Here is an 18,439-nt window from a genome sequence, read left to right as displayed (position 1 = left end):
GCCTCCCGTTGCTACCGTCTCCCCTCGGTTATTCTTCTTCCGGCCGGCCTTGTGTCGATCTACTTATTTAAACGGCAAGTCTACAGGCGCGCGAGGACGGACTCCACGTAGTGGCGCTTTCACCACTTACCCGTCTTCATGACAATACGCTGGCCAACCAAGTTCGATATTCAGGCGTCCGTTGCTAGATCGGGGTTCCGCCATCGACAGGGCAAGCCGCATGGCACCTGACGTTATGATCCTTGCAACGATCCAGCTTATGATTTTCATGCCGCAGATTTCATCCGCGAGGCGGCCGGATCGCGTGCCGCTCTCCCGTTCACGCTCTGCAAATTGAAGTTTCCAGCGATGGGCTAGGATTGAACAGATGGCCGAGAAGCGGCGACTTTTTCCCGACAGATTGTATTCCTCATGGGAACTTGCCGAACTTGGATACTCCAGGACAGCGACAGGCCGCCTCGTGGAGGCGGGGGTGCTCGCCTCGCCGCTTCGTGGCGTCTATCGGCCGATAGGTGGCGACGAGGCACCGCTCATGGACAAGCTTGCCGCCATGTCCAAGCGTTGTTCCGGCGCCGTCTTCTTTCTGTTCACCGCTGCGGCCGTGCACGACCTCGTCACGCGTGAACCGACTTACGAGCATATCGGACTGCCGCCCAGCCAGCGCGCCGCCCCGATCTTCTCCGACGCAGAGCTCCCGGTCGACGTCGTGCGCTGGTCACGTTTGGAAGACTGGGAAGTTGGCGTCGATGTGCGCGATCATCTCGGAGTCGAGATCCGGATCACCTCGCCAGAGAGAACCCTCTTTGACCTGTGGCGATACTCCTTTAGGAATCCGACCCTCAAGGGGACGCACGAGCGCGTCACGGACGAAAACCTTTTCGACGGCTTTTCGGCCTACTTCGACAAGGTATCCAGAGGCACGGCGGGACTGAGCGATCTAGCGGAAGCGTTGGAAACGCGAGCGACGACGCTTCATGCCTACAGCGACTTTCTGCTTACCTTCGAGAGAGGCTTCAACGCTCACCTAGTGTTCTGAACCTGCTACCCAACAGAGCCGACGATCGGGCTTTTTCTCGTCCTTAGAGCAGCACGATTGGCCGTTCGTGGATCCCCAAAAGCTCGCGGGACGCCGTTATAGGGAAAACACAGTCATTGGATGGGAAAAGCTCCAAGCGCCAACTCTATATATTTCAGACACTTGGCTTCGGAGCCGAGGACAGTGTTAAAGGGCATTCGCACTGGCCGAGCCAAAATCTTGACTTGGCGAGCCGACCGACGCTCATCGAAACATTGAAATTGTCTTTCCGAACCACGATCTAGATGGCATCAGGAGGCTTCCAATGACGTCAATCATCATCGTGCTCTGCGCCGCCTTGTGCGCATTTTCAGCCGCGCGATATTTCGCGGCAAGAACGCGCCTCGTCGAGAAGAAGATCGATGAGGCCATTGCCCGCAAGCTGCGCGCCTCTCCCGTCTTGGCCGAGATGCAGGAGATCCGGGAAACAAACGCCGTCATGCGCAATCTGCTGATCGATATGGTCGAAAACGAAGCCTCGGCCACGCCGACCGATATCCAGACAGCCGATCAGGAACGCGCCTACAAGCTTCGCCATCAGAGACGGCGTGAGATTTTCGGCGAGGCGGTCTTCGTTCTTCAGCGCACCGAAGGTGCTCGCGCTGGAAATTCTCAGAAGACCGTAGGCTGAGCGACTTGGCTGCCGAGTGAACCATTCCGTACAACGAATAGTGAATTCAGTGGCATTGCAATTGTTAGCGTACCACCTAAATTGTGTCGGAAAGTGGACACATTTGGAGAAGCGCACATGTCACGATCCTACGGCAATATCGAGGATTCAAACGTTCCCACACCATTGACCATCGACCTTGGCGAAGCCGTGCGCTCCGCAAGGACCGTGGCTGGCTACAGCATCGAACAGGTGGCCGTGACCTGTGGGCTGACCGAGATGGAAATTGCCAAGGTCGAAGCCGGGCATGAGGGAGATAAGCGTCTCGTGACGCGGATCGCCAAGGCCCTCGGGATAACCGCGACCGCACTGTTTCCGTCCGTCGCCGCCTAACTCCGGATATCCAATATCGGTTCAAGCACTGCCCCGCCATTCAACGGCCGGAGCGGGGACCGGTGCGCTGGGCGATTGACCGACCCGCTCACAGGTTCAGTCTTGTCATCTACCCCTAGAACGCAAAACGCCCCTCAATGGATCGCATTGCGGGGCGTTTCTGTCAGATCAGAGCCTTAGTAGTGAACCGACCGGCTATCGATCGGCGTCGTCTTCGGCGGGGCGAACTTCGTCAGGTTGATGCCTTCGACGGCCACGCGATACTCCTCGATGCTCGGCGTGCGGCCGAGGATCGCGGATAGAACCACCAGCGGCGTCGAGGCGAGCAGCGATTCACCCTTCTTCTCGGCGGTGTCTTCAACGACACGGCCTTGGAACAGGCGGGTCGAGGTGGCGAGAACGGTATCGCCCTTCTCAGCCTTTTCCTGGTTGCCCATGCAAAGGTTGCAGCCCGGACGTTCGAGATAGAGGATGTTTTCGTACTCGGTGCGGTTCGCAGTCTTTGGCTTCACGTCGTCGAATTCGAAGCCCGAATACTTCTGGAGAATTTCCCAGTCGCCTTCGGCCTTCAGCTCATCGATGATGTTGTAGGTCGGAGCGGCGACGACGAGCGGCGCCTTGAACTCGACCTTGCCCTCGTTCTTCTCGATGTTCTTCAGCATCTGAGCGACGATCTTCATGTCACCCTTGTGCACCATGCAGGAGCCGACGAAGCCGAGGTCCACCTTCTTGGTGCCGCCATAGTAGGAGACCGGGCGGATCGTGTCGTGGGTGTAGCGGCGCGAGACGTCGGCATTGTTGACGTCGGGGTCGGCGATCATCGGTTCGTCGATCAGGTCGAGATCGACGACGACTTCGGCGAAATACTTCGCGTTATCGTCAGGGGTCAGCGCAGGCTTTTCGCCGGAGCGAATCTCGGCGATGCGGCGGTCGGCCTTGGCGATCAGGCCCTTCAGAGTCTGCGCTTCATTATCCATGCCCTTGTCGATCATGATCTGCATGCGCGACTTGGCGATCTCCAGCGACTCGATGAGCGTCTCGTCTTCGGAGATGCAGATGGAGGCCTTGGCCTTCATCTCGGCCGTCCAGTCGGTGAAGGTGAAGGCCTGGTCGGCGAGCAGCGTGCCGATATGCACTTCGATGATGCGGCCCTGGAAGACGTTGTCGCCATGCTGTTTCAGCATCTGCGCCTGGGTGGCGTGAACCACGTCGCGGAAGTCCATGTAGGGCTGCATCGTGCCCTTGAAAGTGACCTTGACCGACTGCGGGATCGGCATGGTGGCTTCGCCGGTGGCGAGCGCCAGCGCGACAGTGCCCGAGTCGGCACCGAAGGCCACGCCCTTCGACATACGGGTGTGGCTGTCGCCGCCGATGATGATGTCCCAATCATCGACAGTGATGTCGTTCAGCACCTTGTGGATGACGTCGGTCATCGCGTGATAGGCGCCCTTCGGATCGCGGGCAGTGATGACGCCGAAGTTGTTCATGAAGGACATGAGCTTCGGAATGTTGGCCTGAGCCTTCTTGTCCCATACGGATGCCGTGTGGCAACCGGACTGGTAGGCGCCGTCGACCAGCGGCGAGATGACGGTGGCCGCCATCGCTTCCAGTTCCTGCGCTGTCATCAGGCCTGTCGTGTCCTGGGAGCCGACGATGTTCACCTTGACGCGAACGTCGGAGCCGGCATGCAACACCTTGCCGGAGGTGACGCCGACTGCGTTGCGGTTGAAGATCTTCTCGACCGCAGTGAGGCCCTGGCCGTCGATGGCGATTTCCTTGTTCGGCGCGAAAACCGGGGTCGCTTCGACGCCGAGTGTCTGGGCCGCGAAGGTCTGGAGCTTCTTGCCGAAGACGATGGCGTAGGACGAGCCGGCCTTCATGAACTCCATCTTCTGCGGCGTGAAGGAAGACGCCACATCGACCAGCTCGTTGCCGGCCTCGTCGCGCAGCTTCTTGTTCTTGGCGTCGATCTTCAGCACGGTGCCGGTTTCGACCGAGAACTTCTGCTCAAGGATCGGGTTGCCGTCATTGTTGAGGATCGGTTTGCCGCTGTCGTCGAGCTTCTTCACCCAGTTCTTCAGGTTGAGGCCGATACCGCCGGTGACGTCGACGGTGGTCGCGAAGATCGGCGAAATGCCGTTGGTGCCCGCGACAACAGGGGCGAAGTTGACGAAGGGAACGTAGGGGCTCGCCTGCTTGCCGGTCCACAGCGCCACGTTGTTGACGCCGGACATGCGCGAGGAGCCGACGCCCATCGTGCCCTTTTCGGCGATCATCATCACCCGCTTGTCGGGGTGCTGCTGCTGCAGGGCAACGATCTCGGCCTGTGCCTCAGGCGTGATCATGCACTGGCCGTGCAGCTGGCGGTCGGAGCGCGAGTGCGCCTGGTTGCCGGGCGACAGAAGGTCGGTCGAGATGTCGCCTTCGGCGGCGATGAAGGTCACGACCTTGATCTCGTCTTCGACATCGGGAAGCTTGGTGAAGAATTCGGCCTTGGCGTAGCTTTCGAGAACGTCCTTGGCGACGGCATTGCCCGCCTTGTAGGCATCGCGCAGGCGGAACATGTCGGCGTCGTAGAGGAAAACCTGGGTCTTCAGCACGTCGCCGGCCTGACAGGCAATCTCGGCGTCACTGCCGAGCGCTACGTCGAGCAGAACTTCGACCGACGGACCACCCTTCATGTGCGACAGCAGCTCAAGGGCGAATTTCGGCGTGATCTCGGGGACGATGGCCTCGCCGAGAATGATCTTCTTCAGGAAGGCGGCCTTGACGCCGGCGGCGCTCGTCGTGCCCGGGAGCGTGTTGTAGATGAAGAATTTCAAAGCATCGGCGCGGTGTTCGCTGCCGGTATCCTCGATCAGGGCAATGATTTCGCCGGTCAGCGCGCCGTCATCGATCGGCTTGGGGGCGAGCCCTTGAGTTTCTCTGCTTTTGATTTCGGCCAGGTATTCCAAGTACAGGTTCATCGCAATCCCAACGTCATGGTGTGTGGGGCGCTGACGCGCAGCGCCACCGAACGGCAGTGTTCATCAACCGAGGTCTTTACAGCTTTCATGCGCGTCAACCAAGGCCATCCGTGCAGATACCGCAATTCAACAAAAAAAATATTACTTTAGATCAGCCACTGATGATTTTCGGTTGCAATCGCGCTGGCGCGCCGGACGGTGCTTGGCCATGACATCGTCCGCAGATGAGCGTGCGTCCGGCATCCATAACTCTAATTTTTCATGGGTTTGAAGCGCAGTCGTTAACCATCTTTTCAACAGTGTGAACGATTGTGGCAGAGTAACTTCAACCGGGTGAACATGATGTCCACTATTTCATCACAGCATGGCCAGCCGCCCCTTATGGCGGAAAATGCGCTGTTGCCGCTACGGCTTCGTTCCGCCGGCTTCCACATTGGCTTCCAATCCATTCATCCGTCGACCCGCGCGCGGCTGTCCGCCGTATCGGGCTAGTCGCTACGTTTGTACTTAAACATCGGGGGACAACGGACCACGCGATATCGTGGACGACGCTTCCCGTCTATTTCATTGGGAAAATCATATGCAGGAAGACAATCAGAACCCGCAGAGCATTGCTGCTCTGGCGGAGCAACTCGCGGTTCTCGGAAACGCCAACCGGCTCGCGATCCTGACCAACCTCGTCGAGGGCGAGATCCAAGTCAACGTACTCGCCAAGAAGCTCGGCCTCGGCCAATCGGCGCTCTCGCAGCACCTCGCCATCCTGCGGGCCTGCGAATTCGTCTCGACGCGGCGCGCCTCGCAATCCGTGTTCTACTCGATACAGCCGCGCTCGATCGCAGCGACGCTCGCAAATGTTCGAGATCTGCTGGTTGGCGCGCGAGATGGCGAAGCGGAGCGAGCGATCGGGTAGCTCTCGGCAGAGCTGAGGCGCCAAGAGCGCGCGGTGGAAAGCTTCGGCGCGGGCAAAGCGAACGACCGTCGTCTCGCGAGCTATCCGGCGCAGGCCGATTGGAGGCGTGGCCAAGGCTGGCCTCAACATCATGTTTGGAAAGCGCCGCGTACGTCACGAAATCGTCACGCGGCTCTGCCATGCGTGCTGGCCGTATTGCAGTTTCATTACCCGGGTTCCCAATGACATCCTCCCTCATCTCCCCGCGCCTGATCACTCTCGCAACGACGGTGGTGAAAGCCGGCGAAACGGCCCGCCGGTCGTTGCAGCGCCGGCGCATCAGCGATGTGGTTTCAAAGGCGCCGCGCGATTATCAGACCGAGATTGACGTTGCTGTCGAGCGGATCATCGTGACCGATATGATCGCGGCCTTCCCCTCCTACTCCATCAAGGGCGAGGAGGATGTCGGCAACCGGGTGGTGGAGGCGGATGCGCCGATCATCTACATCGATCCGATCGATGGGACGACTAATTTCGCCTGGGGCATCCCGCATTTCGGCATGACCATCGCGATCGCCGAAGGCGGCCAGATCGTTGCCGGCGTGGTCTATGACCCGATGCTCGACGAGCTGTTCAGTGCCGAACTCGGCGGTGGCGCCTATCTCAACGGCGAGCGCATCTCCTGCGTCGACAATGCCGATATCGAAAACGTCGTGGTCGGCGCTGGTCTGCCGGTTCCCGGCCAGGTCAAGGCCGTTGCAACGGACGTCTATTTCGAGGCTTTGAAGCGATTGATGGGCAACACCGCCGGCGTAAGGCGGCTGGGGTCGGCGGCATTGTCGATTGCTTACGTCGCAAGCGGCCGCCTGGACGGTTTCTTTGAAGATGGCCTGTCGCCGCATGATTATGGCGCGGCGGTACTCCTGGTGACAGAAGCCGGCGGCACTGTTTCAGCGTTCAAGGGTGGCCCCGTGACGGCGAATGGCGACATTCTCGCCGCCAACACCGCGCTGCACCCGTGGCTCGTAGAAGGCTTCGAAGGCTAACAGCCCTAGCCGAGAAGCAACGCTTCAAGGCCGACCGGGTCATCGGTGGTGATCTGGTCGACCTTCAGCGCCAGAAGGCGGCGCACGACAGGCAATGCCGCCGGAATTGCCGAATTGATGGTGTAGGCGTCGATGCTGCGCCCGGCGCGATGGAAGGCCGCAACGAGATCGTATCCGGCATCGTCGGCAAATAGCACCAGCTGGTGATGCAGATAAATCATCCGCGCGCGCGGTGAGGCAGCCACGGCATCGGCAACGAAACCGTCGAAGTCACGGCTTTCCTTCAGCCGCTCGATCGCGCCGTGATGGCATGGGTCGTAGCCAATCGGCATATCAGGAACGGCCAGGGATAAGCGTTCGACAGCCTCTGGATCGCCGGCCGAGAGAATGACCGACTTTGCGACCGGCGAGATCGCGGCGGCGAAGGCGGCGATATCCTCGTCGCGGATATCAGGGGAATCTTCCTTGAGGTCGAGCTGCAGCACAGCACCGCCATCGCGGCCGACGCGCTTCAGCAGTTGGCCGAGATCATCGATCAGCATCACCCTGTGGGCCGTAGGCTCGCCGAAGGGGTCGCGCAGATGCAGAGCGCGCAAGTCGCTCTCCGTCGCATCGATCACACGCCCCTCGCCCGTTGTCGCCTTGTTCAGCGTCTCGTCGTGCAAAACGGCGAAGCCGGCGCCATTGAAGCGGACCAGATCGATCTCGATGCTGGCGCCCAGCGCCATCGCCTCGGCAATGCGTTGTCCCGTAAACGAGATGTCGCCGGCATAGCGGTGGCCGCGATGCCATTTCAACCACGTCTTGTGGCCGGCCTGATCAATCGCGATGCCGCTGCGATCAAGCGTTGCCGAGGATTCGATCATGATGTCGTTCGCCTGAGGTTGCCGATTGGTAGACCAACTGGTTGTCACGGAAAGCCCGGAATGCTGAAGCCGTCGGTTCGATGCCCACGCCCTTGACCCAGTTGCTATCCGGTGCCGTCATTGCCTTCAAGCGTGTCCCGTCGGCAAGGTCGATATCCACGATCTTGTGCGTGCCAAAATCGATGCTGCGATGGACGATGGCGGTCGAGAGCGACTTCGATGGCTGCAGCGACAGTGCCTCAGGACGGAACGCCAGGACGACGTCGCCATCCTCGATCGGCACGGCAACTGGAAAGGCCGGGTGCTGGCTGACGCCGCCACGGATGCTGGTCTTGACGAAATTCATCGAGCCGATGAAGCCCGCCACGAATTCCGTCTGCGGCTCGCGGTAGACGATATCTGGTGGAGCGATCTGTTCGGTGCTGCCGTCGCGCATGACGACGATACGGTCGGCGAGCGCCAATGCCTCATCCTGGCCGTGGGTCACGAAGAGCGTGGTGATGCCCACGCGCTGCTGGATGTCGCGCACTTCCTCGCGCAGCCGTTCGCGCAAATGCTGGTCGAGGCTGGCGAATGGCTCGTCGAGCAACAGGATTTTCGGCTCCAGCACGAGAGACCGGGCAAGCGCCACGCGCTGCTGCTGGCCACCCGACAACTGCGTCGTCATGCGTCGCCCGTAATCGGCGAGACCGACCAGCGCCAGGGCGTTTTCAACGCGTTCGCGGATTTCGGCCTTCGGCAGGCGACGAAGCTTGAGGCCGAAGGCGATGTTGTTGAAGACGTCCATATGGGTCCAGAGCGCGTGGCTCTGGAAGACCATGCCGGTCGGACGCTTTTCCGGCGGAAGCGTCGTCACATCTTTGGCGTCAATCAGGATCGAGCCGCCGCTCGGCTGCTCGAAGCCGCCGATCATGCGAAGCAGCGTCGACTTGCCGGATCCGGACGGACCAAGCAGGCAGACGAGCTCGCCATCTTCCACATCGAGCGAGAAATCACGGACCGCGAACGAGGTGCCGAACGTCTTGGAGACGTTCTTGATCGTCAAGCGTGCCATATCAAGCCTTTCCTCGGGCGACGCCCGATCCTAACGTCACGCGCCGAAGCCGCGAGCAAACGCACCCGTTCCGACGACACGGCGGGCAAACATCAGCGCGATGAACGACGGCACCCAGAGCATCACCGAGAGAACGGCGCCATATTGCACCACGATCTGGTTGTTGATGAAGGTGATCATCAACACCGGCATGGTGCGGATTTCAGGCGCGCCGATCAGCCATGCGCCTTCGGTTTCATAAAATGTGCCGACGAAGGTCAGCAGCAATGCGGCAAAGATCGTTGGCGCTGCCTGCGGCAGCGTGATCGACCAGAACACGCGCAAAGGCCCGGCGCCCGCATCGCGCGCGGCCTCTTCCATCCGGCGATCGATATTCTGGAAGGCCGCCACCGGGATCCAGATCATCAGCATCAACGTCCCGACCAGCTGGATCAGCACCACGCCCCAAAAGGTGCTGATCAATCCGAGTTTGAGAAAAATACCGGCGATCGCCACCAGCAGGCCGAACTTCGGAAAGGCATGCGATGCCAGGAACGACAGGAAGAGCACGTTCTTCCCGGGAAACGACATACGCGCGAAAGCGTAAGCCGCCGGCAGGCAGATGATGGCCGAGAGAAGCGTGACCGTCGTCGTCAGCCTCAGGCTCAGGAAGAGCGCATCCCACACATCCGCGCGCGACAGTGTCTGCGACCAGAAGCGGAAGCCGAACTGCTGCGGAATGACCGAGGGATATCGCCACACTTCCGTGAACGCCCAGGTGCCGACCACGACCAGCGGCACGGCGATGAAGAGCGTGAGCAGCACGGCAAACAGCATGCCCGCCCAATCGATCTCGGAACCGTTGACCTTGCTTGCGATCTTCATCGCGACGCCTCCCGGTTTTTGGCGATCGAGCGCACATAAAAGATGCCGAAGACCAGGCAGAAGCCGAACGAGATCACGGCCTGAGTCAGCGCATTCAGGGGATCGTTCACATCGGAGAAGGTGCGCTGCATGAACGGCCCCATCATTTCCGGCGATGCCGGGCCGAGTACATAGGGCAATGTGAAGGACGAGAAGATGCCGAGGATGGTGAAGGACGCCGTCACCAACAGCGAGTTGCCCATGCGCGGCAGGATGATCGAGACGAAAACGCGCATTGGCGAAGCACCGACATCACGGGCAGCCTCGACCGAGCTCTTCGGAATATTGCCAAGCCCCGCCGTCAGCATCAGCACCGTCAACGGCAGATTGTCCCATACCAGCCCGATGACCGGGCCCCATGGGGTCAGATAGGGAGACGGGATTTTCGGCAGTCCGACAGCGTTCAACAGCAGATCGACGGTGCCGTTGGGCCCGATCGTGCGGATCAGTGCGTAGGATAGGATGATCGACGGCACGAACATTGGGAAAATCGCCATACCCTGCACATAGGCGGGAAGACGCCCCTGCGAAAAGCGCAGATAGAGGGCGATCGGCAAGCCGATCACCAGCAGCAGAACGCCACAGACAACAGTCGTCCACAACGTCACCCATAGATTGGCGAGGCTGTAGGAATCGCTGAAGAAAAACGCATACGAGGCCAGCGATACCGACCTCGTGCCATCCGCCTGCGGGACGAACACGGTGGTGATCACGGCCGAGAAGATCGGGTAGACGATCAGCCACCCGAGCAGGAATACCGGCAGGGCGACCAGGAGAAGCCCCACCGGATTTTGCGCCTTGCCCGGCGCGGTTGCCCGCGCCGGCAGCGATAATGTCATGCCTTTACGCATCAGGTGCGGCTGATGCCCGGAGCAACGTTACGGTACCAACCGTCGTTGATGTTGCTTTCCCAATCGCCGGCCGGGAAGGTCGGGATCGTGGTCGGGATGACGTCGGCGTATTTCTGGCGGAGTTCGTCAGAGATATGATCCCAGGAAACGCCGGGGAAGCCACCGATCTCGGTGATGATCGCTTCCTGGATTTCCTTGGTCAGCATGAAGGCCGCCAGCTTCAGCGCAGCGTCCTTGTTGGCGCCGTTCGTAAACACCGTCATGCGCGAGAAGCCGCCGCAGAGCGCCAGATCGCTGAGCTGAACAAGACCCGTCGTCTCAGGCAGAACGCCTTGCGACAGAGCCTGCAGCACCTGGTCGGACCAAACAGGCGTCATCGTGACAACGCCCTGGGCGAGCAGCTGGATCGACTGCGTGTTGCCGGCCGTGTAGGCGCCCTTTTCGTAAAGCGACGGCGCCAGATCGTTGAGGATCGCCCAGGCTGGCGTCAGCATCTGGTTGCCAAGCTCGGCGGTGTAGTTGTCGGTGGTGAACTTCTTCGGATCACGGCCATTGGCCTCGTGGATCGCGCGGCGCACGAAGTTGCCGCCGGAGCCACCCTTGTCCGGGCGGTTGTAGATGAACTGACCGGGATTGGCCTTGATCCAGGCCGTCAGCTGTTCCCAGGTCTTCGGCGCATCCTTGGGGTCGAGCTTCGTTTTGTCATAGGCGAGCAACACCTGCGAACCGCGATAGGGGAGCGAATATTCGCTGTCGACGCTCAGCGGATTGACGTTCGCGAAGCCGTCGATGTTTTCGGCCGAGAACTTGACCCAGAGGCCGGCATCGATAGCGCCAGCAGGCAAACGCGGATCGAAGTGTTCGAAGATATCCGACTGCGGATCTGTCTTCGACTTGAGCGCCGCAAGCGCACGGTCTGCAATCGCACGCAAGCCGGCGTTGTCGCCTGCATCGGTGACCTTTACGGCAGCTTCAGGGTGGGCCTTCTTGAAGGCCGGAAGCACCGTGTTGTTCCAGAAATCGATGATGTTGGCGTCGGAGCCACTATAGAGGTTGATCGTGCCATCTGCAGCCATTGCAAAGCGTGGCAGGGCCAGCAGACCGGCTGCCGCCGATGATGTGACAAGAAACTCGCGTCTGTTCATGACCGTCTCCATTCGGTTTTGGGGCACTGCCCTTAGGACTGTGGTTTTGCTATCGCCGACGCGTAACAGTGACATGACAAGATAGGGCCGGAATTCATTTTTTGCACACCCGTGCAATTTAATTCGCCGAATAGGCCGGGGGCGTCGCGGAAGATCGCGAATGCGGCCGAGCGCAACACCTCAATTCTTGAAAACCAGGCAGATCTGGTTGGTCTTGCGGATCTGTTTGCAGACATCATTGGCCTCCTCCCTCGTCTGCCGCGCGATGCGGGTCACATAGCGCGGCCGGAAACCGAAACTGCGGTCACGCTGCCGCAGGATCAGCGGCTGCTCCTGATCGAGCGGCGCCGGAAACTGCGCAACCGCCTCGAAGAAGAGGCGACGGGCGACATCGGGATTGGCGCTCGCCGCGATCTGCACGCCCCAAGGCGCCCAGTTTCCTTCCGGCCGCCAGACCGGCTCGGCCATCTTGCGGCGATCGGCAAGCGCCACGCAGCTTTCGATGAACGGCTGATCCTCGGCCAAGGGGCCAGCCGCCTTGTCGGGTGCCGAGGATTTCCACTCCTCGACGCTATGGGCGGTGATCGCCATCACGTAACTGCGCGTCTCCGTCGGCAGGCCGCCGCCATTGAGGAAGTTGGACAGCCCGTTTTCGCCGGCATTATACGCGGCGGCGGCAAGGCCGAGATTACCGAAGCGGTCGCGCAATTCGTCGAGATATTCGGCCGATTTCTGCAAGGCTTCCAAAACATCATAGCTATCCTGCAGCCCGCGCAGCTTGGCGGTACCCGGCATGAACTGCGCGATGCCCTGCGCACCCTTGTAGCTCAGCGCGTCCGGCCTGAACCGGCTCTCGCGCCAGATCAGCCGGGCGAAGAAATCCGGCGGCAGGTCGTGTTCGCTCGCGGTCCGTTCAATCGCGCCGCAGAGATCGCGATTAAAGCTGTCCTTGCGAATGCAGAGTGTCTCCGCCGAGCCGGTCATCGAGCGCGTGTAGAGGCAGGCTGCCTCCGGCTGGGCCTCGGTGGGCTCGGCAGCGCTGGCGGAGCCAATGAACGTCATGCAAAGGGAGAGGCGGAAAGCCCACGACACGAATAGACCGATGCTGCGCCGCCTGATCGCGATCATTTGCTCTCGGCGCCACGCTGGCGGCGCCGCCGTTGGATGATGTCAGGCGTGCATACCATTTGGTTTGGAGCGCGTAGTCAAGCCACCCCTAAACAGCGGCCTCTCCGCGTGACGCGGACCGCGTCAGGCGGTGGATCCCCAGCGGGCATTACAGGTCAGCGTTATGCTGTGCGGCCCCGGCAGATCGGCATCGTGGCGTTCGATGAGATCGACAACAGCGTCTATGAAGGCGACATGATCGAGGCTCAGCGTCGTCAGATCGTTGCAATCCCATGCCGCCATGGCAATGCCGTCCTGACCGACGATGGCGATATCATCGGGCGTGTTCTTGCCGAGCATGCGCCGTGCGGCGTCTCGCGCGCCGATCGCCATAACGTCGTTACCGCAAATGATGGCATCGACCTTCGAGCGATGCAGCAGCAGCACCGCTTCCTTGAAGCCGGAATCATAGGTGTAGTCCCCGAAGGCCTCGGCCTCGATGGCCAATCCGCGCTTGCCGAGCGCATCGGCGAACCATTTGCGTCGAAGCTTGTCGATCCAGCTCGATTTGGTGCCGGAGAGATAGGCGAAGCGCTTCTTGCCATCATTCACGATCTTCTCGATGATCTCGTCGGCCGCAGCCGAGCCATCGATGCGGATATTGGAGACGTTCTCATTCTCGAGCGGTTCGAACGAGACGATGATCGGCTTGGTCGTATGGAAGATATCGACCGCGTCCTGCATCGACACCATGTCCGAGAAAACCACGACATGATCCACCTGATAGGTGGATGCCAGCCGCATCAGTTGCAGCCGGTCGTCGTGATCGGCGCAACACAGGATGATTGGAAGCAACTGGCGCGCCTGCAGTCTGTGGACCAGCAATTGCTGCTCTTCGGCCTCGCAAGGGTTTCCGATTGCATTGACGACGAGGGCGACCAGCCTTGAGCGTTGATTGTTCAGCGAGCGGGCAATTGCGTTCGGCTGATAGCCGTGTTCGCGCGCGACCGAGAGAATTCGATCGCGCGTGGCGCTGCCGATCCTGGAATCGGGCGAGAATGCGCGGGAAATGGTGGCGGAGGATACCCCGGCGAGCTTTGCCAGTTCCTTCGAGGTGATCCGCCGCTTGTTCATGTCTGGTGTCCGATATGTCTATTCGGCGGGCCGGACGGGCATGCCGTCGGCTGCCGCCGATTCCTTGATTGCATCCCACAGCCTAGCGAAACGCAGACCCATTTCAACGGAGCCGGTGTTTTCCATTTCGCCTGCGCGAATGGCAAGGAAGTTCTTCATCGGGTTTCCGAGAATTTCGGCCTCCTCGCGCGGCTCGCTGACCCGCCCGACGCTGATTTCGCGCCAGCCGCCCCAGGCATCGATCCGAACGATCGCCTTCGAATAGAAGAAGGTGATGTAGGAGGCGCAGCCGGGAGGCCCCTCGCCTGCCGCCGTCAATGTCGCCATGGCGCCGTTCTTCAAGCGGGCGGAAACGGCGGTGGCGATATCGACCTTGCGGCCGTGCCTGTTCATATAGGCCGATACACTGGCGAAATCGGAATTGGCCAGCAGGCAGACGGTGTTCATCATGTGTGCGCCGGTGTCGAACATGAAGCCGCCGCCGGAGATTTCCGGCTCCTGCTTCCAGTGACCGGCATAGTTGTCGGCCCAGCTTTCCCAGATCATGCCCGAAATCGCGATAAGCTCGCCGAACTCGCCAGCAAGCGCGCGTTTGCGCGTATCGATCACCAGCGGCGAGAGGCCGCCCTGGAAAGCAGTGACAACCGTGACGCCGCTCTTGTTCTGCGCCGCGATCAGCGTCTCAGCCTCGGCAACGGTCGTGACCATCGGCTTTTCAAGGAAGAGATCGATGCCGGCTTCGACGACGGCCGCCGCCTGCTCGCCGTGAAAGGCGTGCGGGGTGGAGATATAGACGATGTCGAGGTCATCCCGGCATTTCGAGAGCATCTCGCGGTAGTCCTCGAAGCTCTTCGGTGCCGCTGCGCCGGCTGCGGTGCAGACGTCGATCAGACGCTGGCGCGACGAAGCGGTCGTATCCGCAAGCGCTACGAACTCGATCTCCGGCATTGTCGCCCAGCTCGCCGCATACTCGGCAGCCTTCAGGCCGGCGCCGATCACGCCCAGCCGCAATTTCTGTGTCATGAAACTCCTCCCACATGATTGTGTACACGATTACACAAATGAAAAACTCGGTGCAAGTTCTATTTTATCACGTAAAATCAATATATTATATGTCGCAATAAATTCTTTCAGAAATCCGCCTTGCCTCATTTAGGAATGCGTGTACATTTTTCACACGGTGCTGGAGGGCGCCGCCAATCAAAAAGGGAGGACTTCCGTTGAAGAAGACGGTCATTGGTGGCCTGTGCGCCATTTTGCTGAGCGCGGTCTCGACGCTGGCACATGCCGAAACAATCCGAATTGCAAATCACGGCCAGGCCGGCATCGACGCCATGAAGTCGACGGTCGAGGCGATCGAAAAGAAATACGGAGTGACCGTCGAGGTCGTCGAATACCCGGCGCCCGACAAGGACTACCTGACGAAACTGCTCACCGAGCTTGGCGCCGGCAATGCGCCCGATCTCTTCTCGATCCCGTCGACGGCGGCCGTGGCCGATATGGTCGAAGCCGGATACCTCGCCCCTGTAACCAAGGAGATCACCGCCTGGGACGGCTACGCCAACTTCTATGACGTCGCAAAGCAGCTGGCCGTGAGCCCCGACGGCGAAACCTACGTCATGCCGTTCATGCTCGGCATCCAGGAGATCTACTTCCGCAAGGATGTGCTGGAGAAAGCCGGCATTTCGACCGAGCAACCGAAGACCTGGCAAGACCTGCTGGATCGTGCCGCTGAAGTGAAGGCGAAGACCGGCGCTTACGGCCTGCTCTTTCCGGCCGGCGTGTCCTGGGGCAGCGGCGCCTTCGATGAAGGCTTCCAGCATCTGCTCGTCGGCTCCAAGACGCCGCAACTCGTCGATGCAGATGGAAAGCTCGATCTCAGCGGTGAAGGCATCAAGGATGTCTTTGGCGTTTACAAGGAGCTGATCGACAAGGATCTGATGCCGACCCAGCCGCTGCTTGGTCCAGAGCCGTGGGTTATTCCCAAGTACCAGATGTTCCCTGAGGGCAAGCTTGCCGCAACCACTTGCGGTTCCTGGTGCTACATCTTTGATTGGGGCCGCGAGAGCAAGAACCCGATCCCAGAGGTGACAAAGATCGTCGGCACCTGGACCGTTCCCGGCCAGACGGGCGGCCAGTACGTGCTCGCGAACCTTGCTGCTCCGTGGGCCGTCAATGCAAAGTCGGCGAACGTGGAACTGGCGACGAAGGCACTGCTTGAGATCGGCTCGGTCGACACGCAGGTCTCCTACGCCGCGCGCATCGGCAATATTCCGGCAAGCAAGGATGCAGCCAAGAGCGCCGAATTCCAGAAGCTGACGGAACTCGTTCCGATCCACGCCGCGGCCGGCAACGGCGTCTTCCTGAAGCAGGCTTCCGGCTTCGGCACCATTGCCGAAGGCGTGGCACGCGCAACCGAAGCGCTGCTGCGCAAAGAAACAGATGCCGCCGGCGCCCAGAAGATCCTTGTCGATTACGTCAAGGAAACGCTCGGCGACGACGTGGTGAAATAAGCCTCAAGCCCTTCAACGTCCGCCCAAGACTGCAGGCGCGGCCCATTGGCCGCGTCTGCGATCATCAGACAAGGTTGCGAGCTTCATGGTCCTCAATTCTCACGAACGACGCGTTGAGCGGCAGCTCCTCGTGATCCTGCTGCCGTCGCTGGTCCTGCTTCTGGCCTTCGTGATCTATCCCGCACTTTATTCCGTCTATCTGAGCTTCACCAACGAAGCCCTCACCGGCGCCGCAGCGCTGCGTCCGCGCTTCGTGGGCATTCGCAACTACATGCGGCTTCTGAACGACGCGAAATTCTGGAACGCGCTCATTGTGACGTTCTTCTTCGTGGTCGGCTCCGCGGTGATCGGCCAGTTCGTACTCGGCCTGATTTCAGCTGTTGCCCTGCGTCGGCAGATCATGTTCCGCCAGATTTTCTCCTCGATGATCCTGCTGCCCAACGCGGCACCCGAGGTCGTTGCCGGTTTCATGTGGATTTCGATGCTGGCCGGCGGCGAGAACGCCACGCTCAGCCGCATCGTGAGTTTCTTCGGCGTGACACCCACCGACTGGCTTCAGGTCTTCCCGCTGACGATGATCATCGTCGTCAACACTTGGCGCGGCATCGCCACCGCGATGATCCTGTTGACTGCGGGCCTCAGCACCATTCCGAGCGAAATCTATGAGGCTGCCCGCATGGACGGCGCCACACCATCGCAGATGTTCCGCCGCATCACGCTTCCCCTGATGATGCCGACGATCCTTCTCTACATGCTAATTTCCGCCGTTTCGACGATCGCGGTCTTCGGTCTCGTCTATGCGCTGACGCGCGGCGGCCCGGGTGGCGCGACCGAAGTGATCAGCATCTACATCTACAACCAGTCCTTCACTGCCTTCCAGCTCGGCTACGGCGCCGCGGTCGCGGTCGTCACTCTGGTGATCTCGCTGATCCTCGGCATCGCATACGTGCGGGCAATGAAGGTGGAGGTCTGACATGGCAGTGCTTTCCCCGACAGAAAACGCCAACAAGACCCGATCGGATCTGCTTGCCTATGCCACGCTGTCGCTGATCTCGATCTTTTGCGCCGTCCCGTTCCTATGGGTTCTGCTAGCGTCGCTCGATGGTAACGCTCAACTGTTTCTCCGCTGGCCGGAGCAATGGACGCTCGACAATTATCTGCGGGTGTTCACCAAAGAGGACGGGGCGAAGTGGCTCTTCAATTCGCTCTTCGTCGTCGGCTCCGCGACCGTATTGGTCATGGTGCTGGCCGGCCTTGGTGGCTATGCCTTGTCGCGTACGCGGGCTTGGTGGAAACTGCCGTTTCTCTACGCGATCCTTCTGATCCGCGTCTTGCCGCCGACCGCGCTGGTGGTGCCGCTCTACAAGTTCCTGCTGACGCTCAACAATGCCGAAGGCGCGATCCTTCGGCCGATCTTCGGCGAGTACGCCCGGCCGATCATGCGCTGGACGGGCTTTATCGACGGTTACCTCGGCCTGATCCTGGTGCTTGCGACCATGCAGCTGCCGCTGGCGCTGTGGATCATGAAAACCTTCTTCGACGGCCTTCCGCGCGACTATGAGGAAGCAGCCCTGATGGATGGCGCAACAATGACGCAGCGCATCCGCCGCGTCCTGATCCCGCTGGCGCTGCCGGGGCTGGCCGCGGCCGGGTTGTTTGCCTTCATGTCGGCATGGGGCGATTTCCTGCTGCCGCTGATCTTCCTCTCGTCACCGGAGCTGCAGACGCTTCCCCTCGGCCTCTTTCGCGCTTTCCTGCGCATCAACGAGATCGATTACGGCCTGCTCGCCGCCCTCGCCTTCATCTACCTCCTGCCGGCTGTGATCGCCTTCGGCTTCGCGCGGCGCTTCCTCGTCCAGACCTTCGCGGGCGGCGTCAAAGGCTGAT

General features: G+C 60.5%; 17 protein-coding genes. 8 read left to right on the top strand and 9 right to left on the bottom strand.

Going from position 1 to position 18,439, the window contains the following annotated elements:
* Nucleotides 1-367: 367 nt before the first annotated feature.
* The 3 genes from ACODTZ_RS02560 to ACODTZ_RS02550 all read left to right on the top strand — a co-directional run bounded on the left by ACODTZ_RS02560 (nt 368) and on the right by ACODTZ_RS02550 (nt 2,078).
* Nucleotides 368-1,036: a type IV toxin-antitoxin system AbiEi family antitoxin domain-containing protein gene (locus ACODTZ_RS02560; protein ID WP_489023484.1), complete on the top strand. Its 669-nt coding sequence runs from the start codon at nt 368-370 to the stop codon at nt 1,034-1,036.
* Nucleotides 1,037-1,340: 304 nt separating this feature from the next.
* On the top strand, nt 1,341-1,706 hold the full coding sequence (locus ACODTZ_RS02555) for a hypothetical protein (protein WP_489023482.1): 366 nt from the start codon (nt 1,341-1,343) through the stop codon (nt 1,704-1,706).
* Between the two features lie 117 nt (nt 1,707-1,823).
* Entirely contained in the window at nt 1,824-2,078 is a 255-nt protein-coding gene (locus tag ACODTZ_RS02550; protein ID WP_489023481.1) for a helix-turn-helix domain-containing protein, read from the top strand.
* A gap of 176 nt (nt 2,079-2,254) precedes the next feature.
* Here ACODTZ_RS02550 and ACODTZ_RS02545 read toward each other — a convergent pair whose 3' ends face one another.
* Nucleotides 2,255-5,044, bottom strand: a complete 2,790-nt coding sequence (locus ACODTZ_RS02545; protein WP_489023479.1) for a bifunctional aconitate hydratase 2/2-methylisocitrate dehydratase — start codon at nt 5,042-5,044, stop codon at nt 2,255-2,257.
* A gap of 580 nt (nt 5,045-5,624) precedes the next feature.
* Between ACODTZ_RS02545 and ACODTZ_RS02540 the strand changes: the two genes are divergently transcribed.
* Together ACODTZ_RS02540 and ACODTZ_RS02535 are read left to right on the top strand one after the other, a co-directional pair.
* Complete coding sequence (locus ACODTZ_RS02540; protein ID WP_209236294.1) at nt 5,625-5,954, top strand: ArsR/SmtB family transcription factor; 330 nt, start codon at nt 5,625-5,627, stop codon at nt 5,952-5,954.
* A gap of 221 nt (nt 5,955-6,175) precedes the next feature.
* Nucleotides 6,176-6,979, top strand: a complete 804-nt coding sequence (locus ACODTZ_RS02535) for an inositol monophosphatase family protein (RefSeq protein WP_489023477.1) — start codon at nt 6,176-6,178, stop codon at nt 6,977-6,979.
* 5 nt (nt 6,980-6,984) lie between these two features.
* Here ACODTZ_RS02535 and ACODTZ_RS02530 read toward each other — a convergent pair whose 3' ends face one another.
* The 8 genes from ACODTZ_RS02530 to ACODTZ_RS02495 all read right to left on the bottom strand — a co-directional run bounded on the left by ACODTZ_RS02530 (nt 6,985) and on the right by ACODTZ_RS02495 (nt 15,062).
* Nucleotides 6,985-7,845 (bottom strand): glycerophosphodiester phosphodiesterase, encoded by an 861-nt coding sequence (locus tag ACODTZ_RS02530; protein ID WP_489023475.1) that lies wholly within the window; start codon nt 7,843-7,845, stop codon nt 6,985-6,987.
* Nucleotides 7,820-8,899, bottom strand: a complete 1,080-nt coding sequence (locus ACODTZ_RS02525; protein ID WP_489023473.1) for an ABC transporter ATP-binding protein — start codon at nt 8,897-8,899, stop codon at nt 7,820-7,822. Before ACODTZ_RS02525 ends, ACODTZ_RS02530 begins: the two co-directional genes overlap by 26 nt.
* A gap of 36 nt (nt 8,900-8,935) precedes the next feature.
* Nucleotides 8,936-9,763 (bottom strand): ABC transporter permease, encoded by an 828-nt coding sequence (locus ACODTZ_RS02520; RefSeq protein WP_489023471.1) that lies wholly within the window; start codon nt 9,761-9,763, stop codon nt 8,936-8,938.
* The gene (locus ACODTZ_RS02515; RefSeq protein WP_489023469.1) at nt 9,760-10,641 is read right to left on the bottom strand and encodes an ABC transporter permease; all 882 of its coding nucleotides are present in this window, start codon (nt 10,639-10,641) and stop codon (nt 9,760-9,762) included. The genes ACODTZ_RS02520 and ACODTZ_RS02515 overlap by 4 nt, the downstream gene beginning before the upstream one ends.
* A gap of 11 nt (nt 10,642-10,652) precedes the next feature.
* Nucleotides 10,653-11,798 (bottom strand): extracellular solute-binding protein, encoded by a 1,146-nt coding sequence (locus ACODTZ_RS02510; RefSeq protein ID WP_489023468.1) that lies wholly within the window; start codon nt 11,796-11,798, stop codon nt 10,653-10,655.
* 180 nt (nt 11,799-11,978) lie between these two features.
* Nucleotides 11,979-12,926 (bottom strand): lytic transglycosylase domain-containing protein, encoded by a 948-nt coding sequence (locus tag ACODTZ_RS02505; protein ID WP_489023467.1) that lies wholly within the window; start codon nt 12,924-12,926, stop codon nt 11,979-11,981.
* Between the two features lie 123 nt (nt 12,927-13,049).
* Nucleotides 13,050-14,039 (bottom strand): LacI family DNA-binding transcriptional regulator, encoded by a 990-nt coding sequence (locus tag ACODTZ_RS02500; RefSeq protein ID WP_489023466.1) that lies wholly within the window; start codon nt 14,037-14,039, stop codon nt 13,050-13,052.
* An 18-nt stretch (nt 14,040-14,057) separates the two neighbouring features.
* On the bottom strand, nt 14,058-15,062 hold the full coding sequence (locus ACODTZ_RS02495; RefSeq protein WP_489023465.1) for a Gfo/Idh/MocA family protein: 1,005 nt from the start codon (nt 15,060-15,062) through the stop codon (nt 14,058-14,060).
* A gap of 197 nt (nt 15,063-15,259) precedes the next feature.
* Between ACODTZ_RS02495 and ACODTZ_RS02490 the strand changes: the two genes are divergently transcribed.
* From ACODTZ_RS02490 to ACODTZ_RS02480, 3 genes are all read left to right on the top strand, one after another.
* Nucleotides 15,260-16,552, top strand: coding sequence for an ABC transporter substrate-binding protein (locus tag ACODTZ_RS02490; RefSeq protein ID WP_489023464.1), 1,293 nt, complete (start codon nt 15,260-15,262; stop codon nt 16,550-16,552).
* An 85-nt stretch (nt 16,553-16,637) separates the two neighbouring features.
* Nucleotides 16,638-17,525, top strand: coding sequence for a carbohydrate ABC transporter permease (locus ACODTZ_RS02485; protein WP_047504043.1), 888 nt, complete (start codon nt 16,638-16,640; stop codon nt 17,523-17,525).
* A gap of 1 nt (nt 17,526) precedes the next feature.
* Nucleotides 17,527-18,438, top strand: coding sequence for a carbohydrate ABC transporter permease (locus ACODTZ_RS02480; RefSeq protein ID WP_047504045.1), 912 nt, complete (start codon nt 17,527-17,529; stop codon nt 18,436-18,438).
* Nucleotide 18,439: the final 1 nt, after the last annotated feature.

This window comes from Rhizobium sp. FG113 (assembly GCF_057809895.1).
The sequence above is the reverse complement of the archived record's forward strand: the minus strand, read 5'-3'. Positions and strand labels throughout refer to the sequence as shown.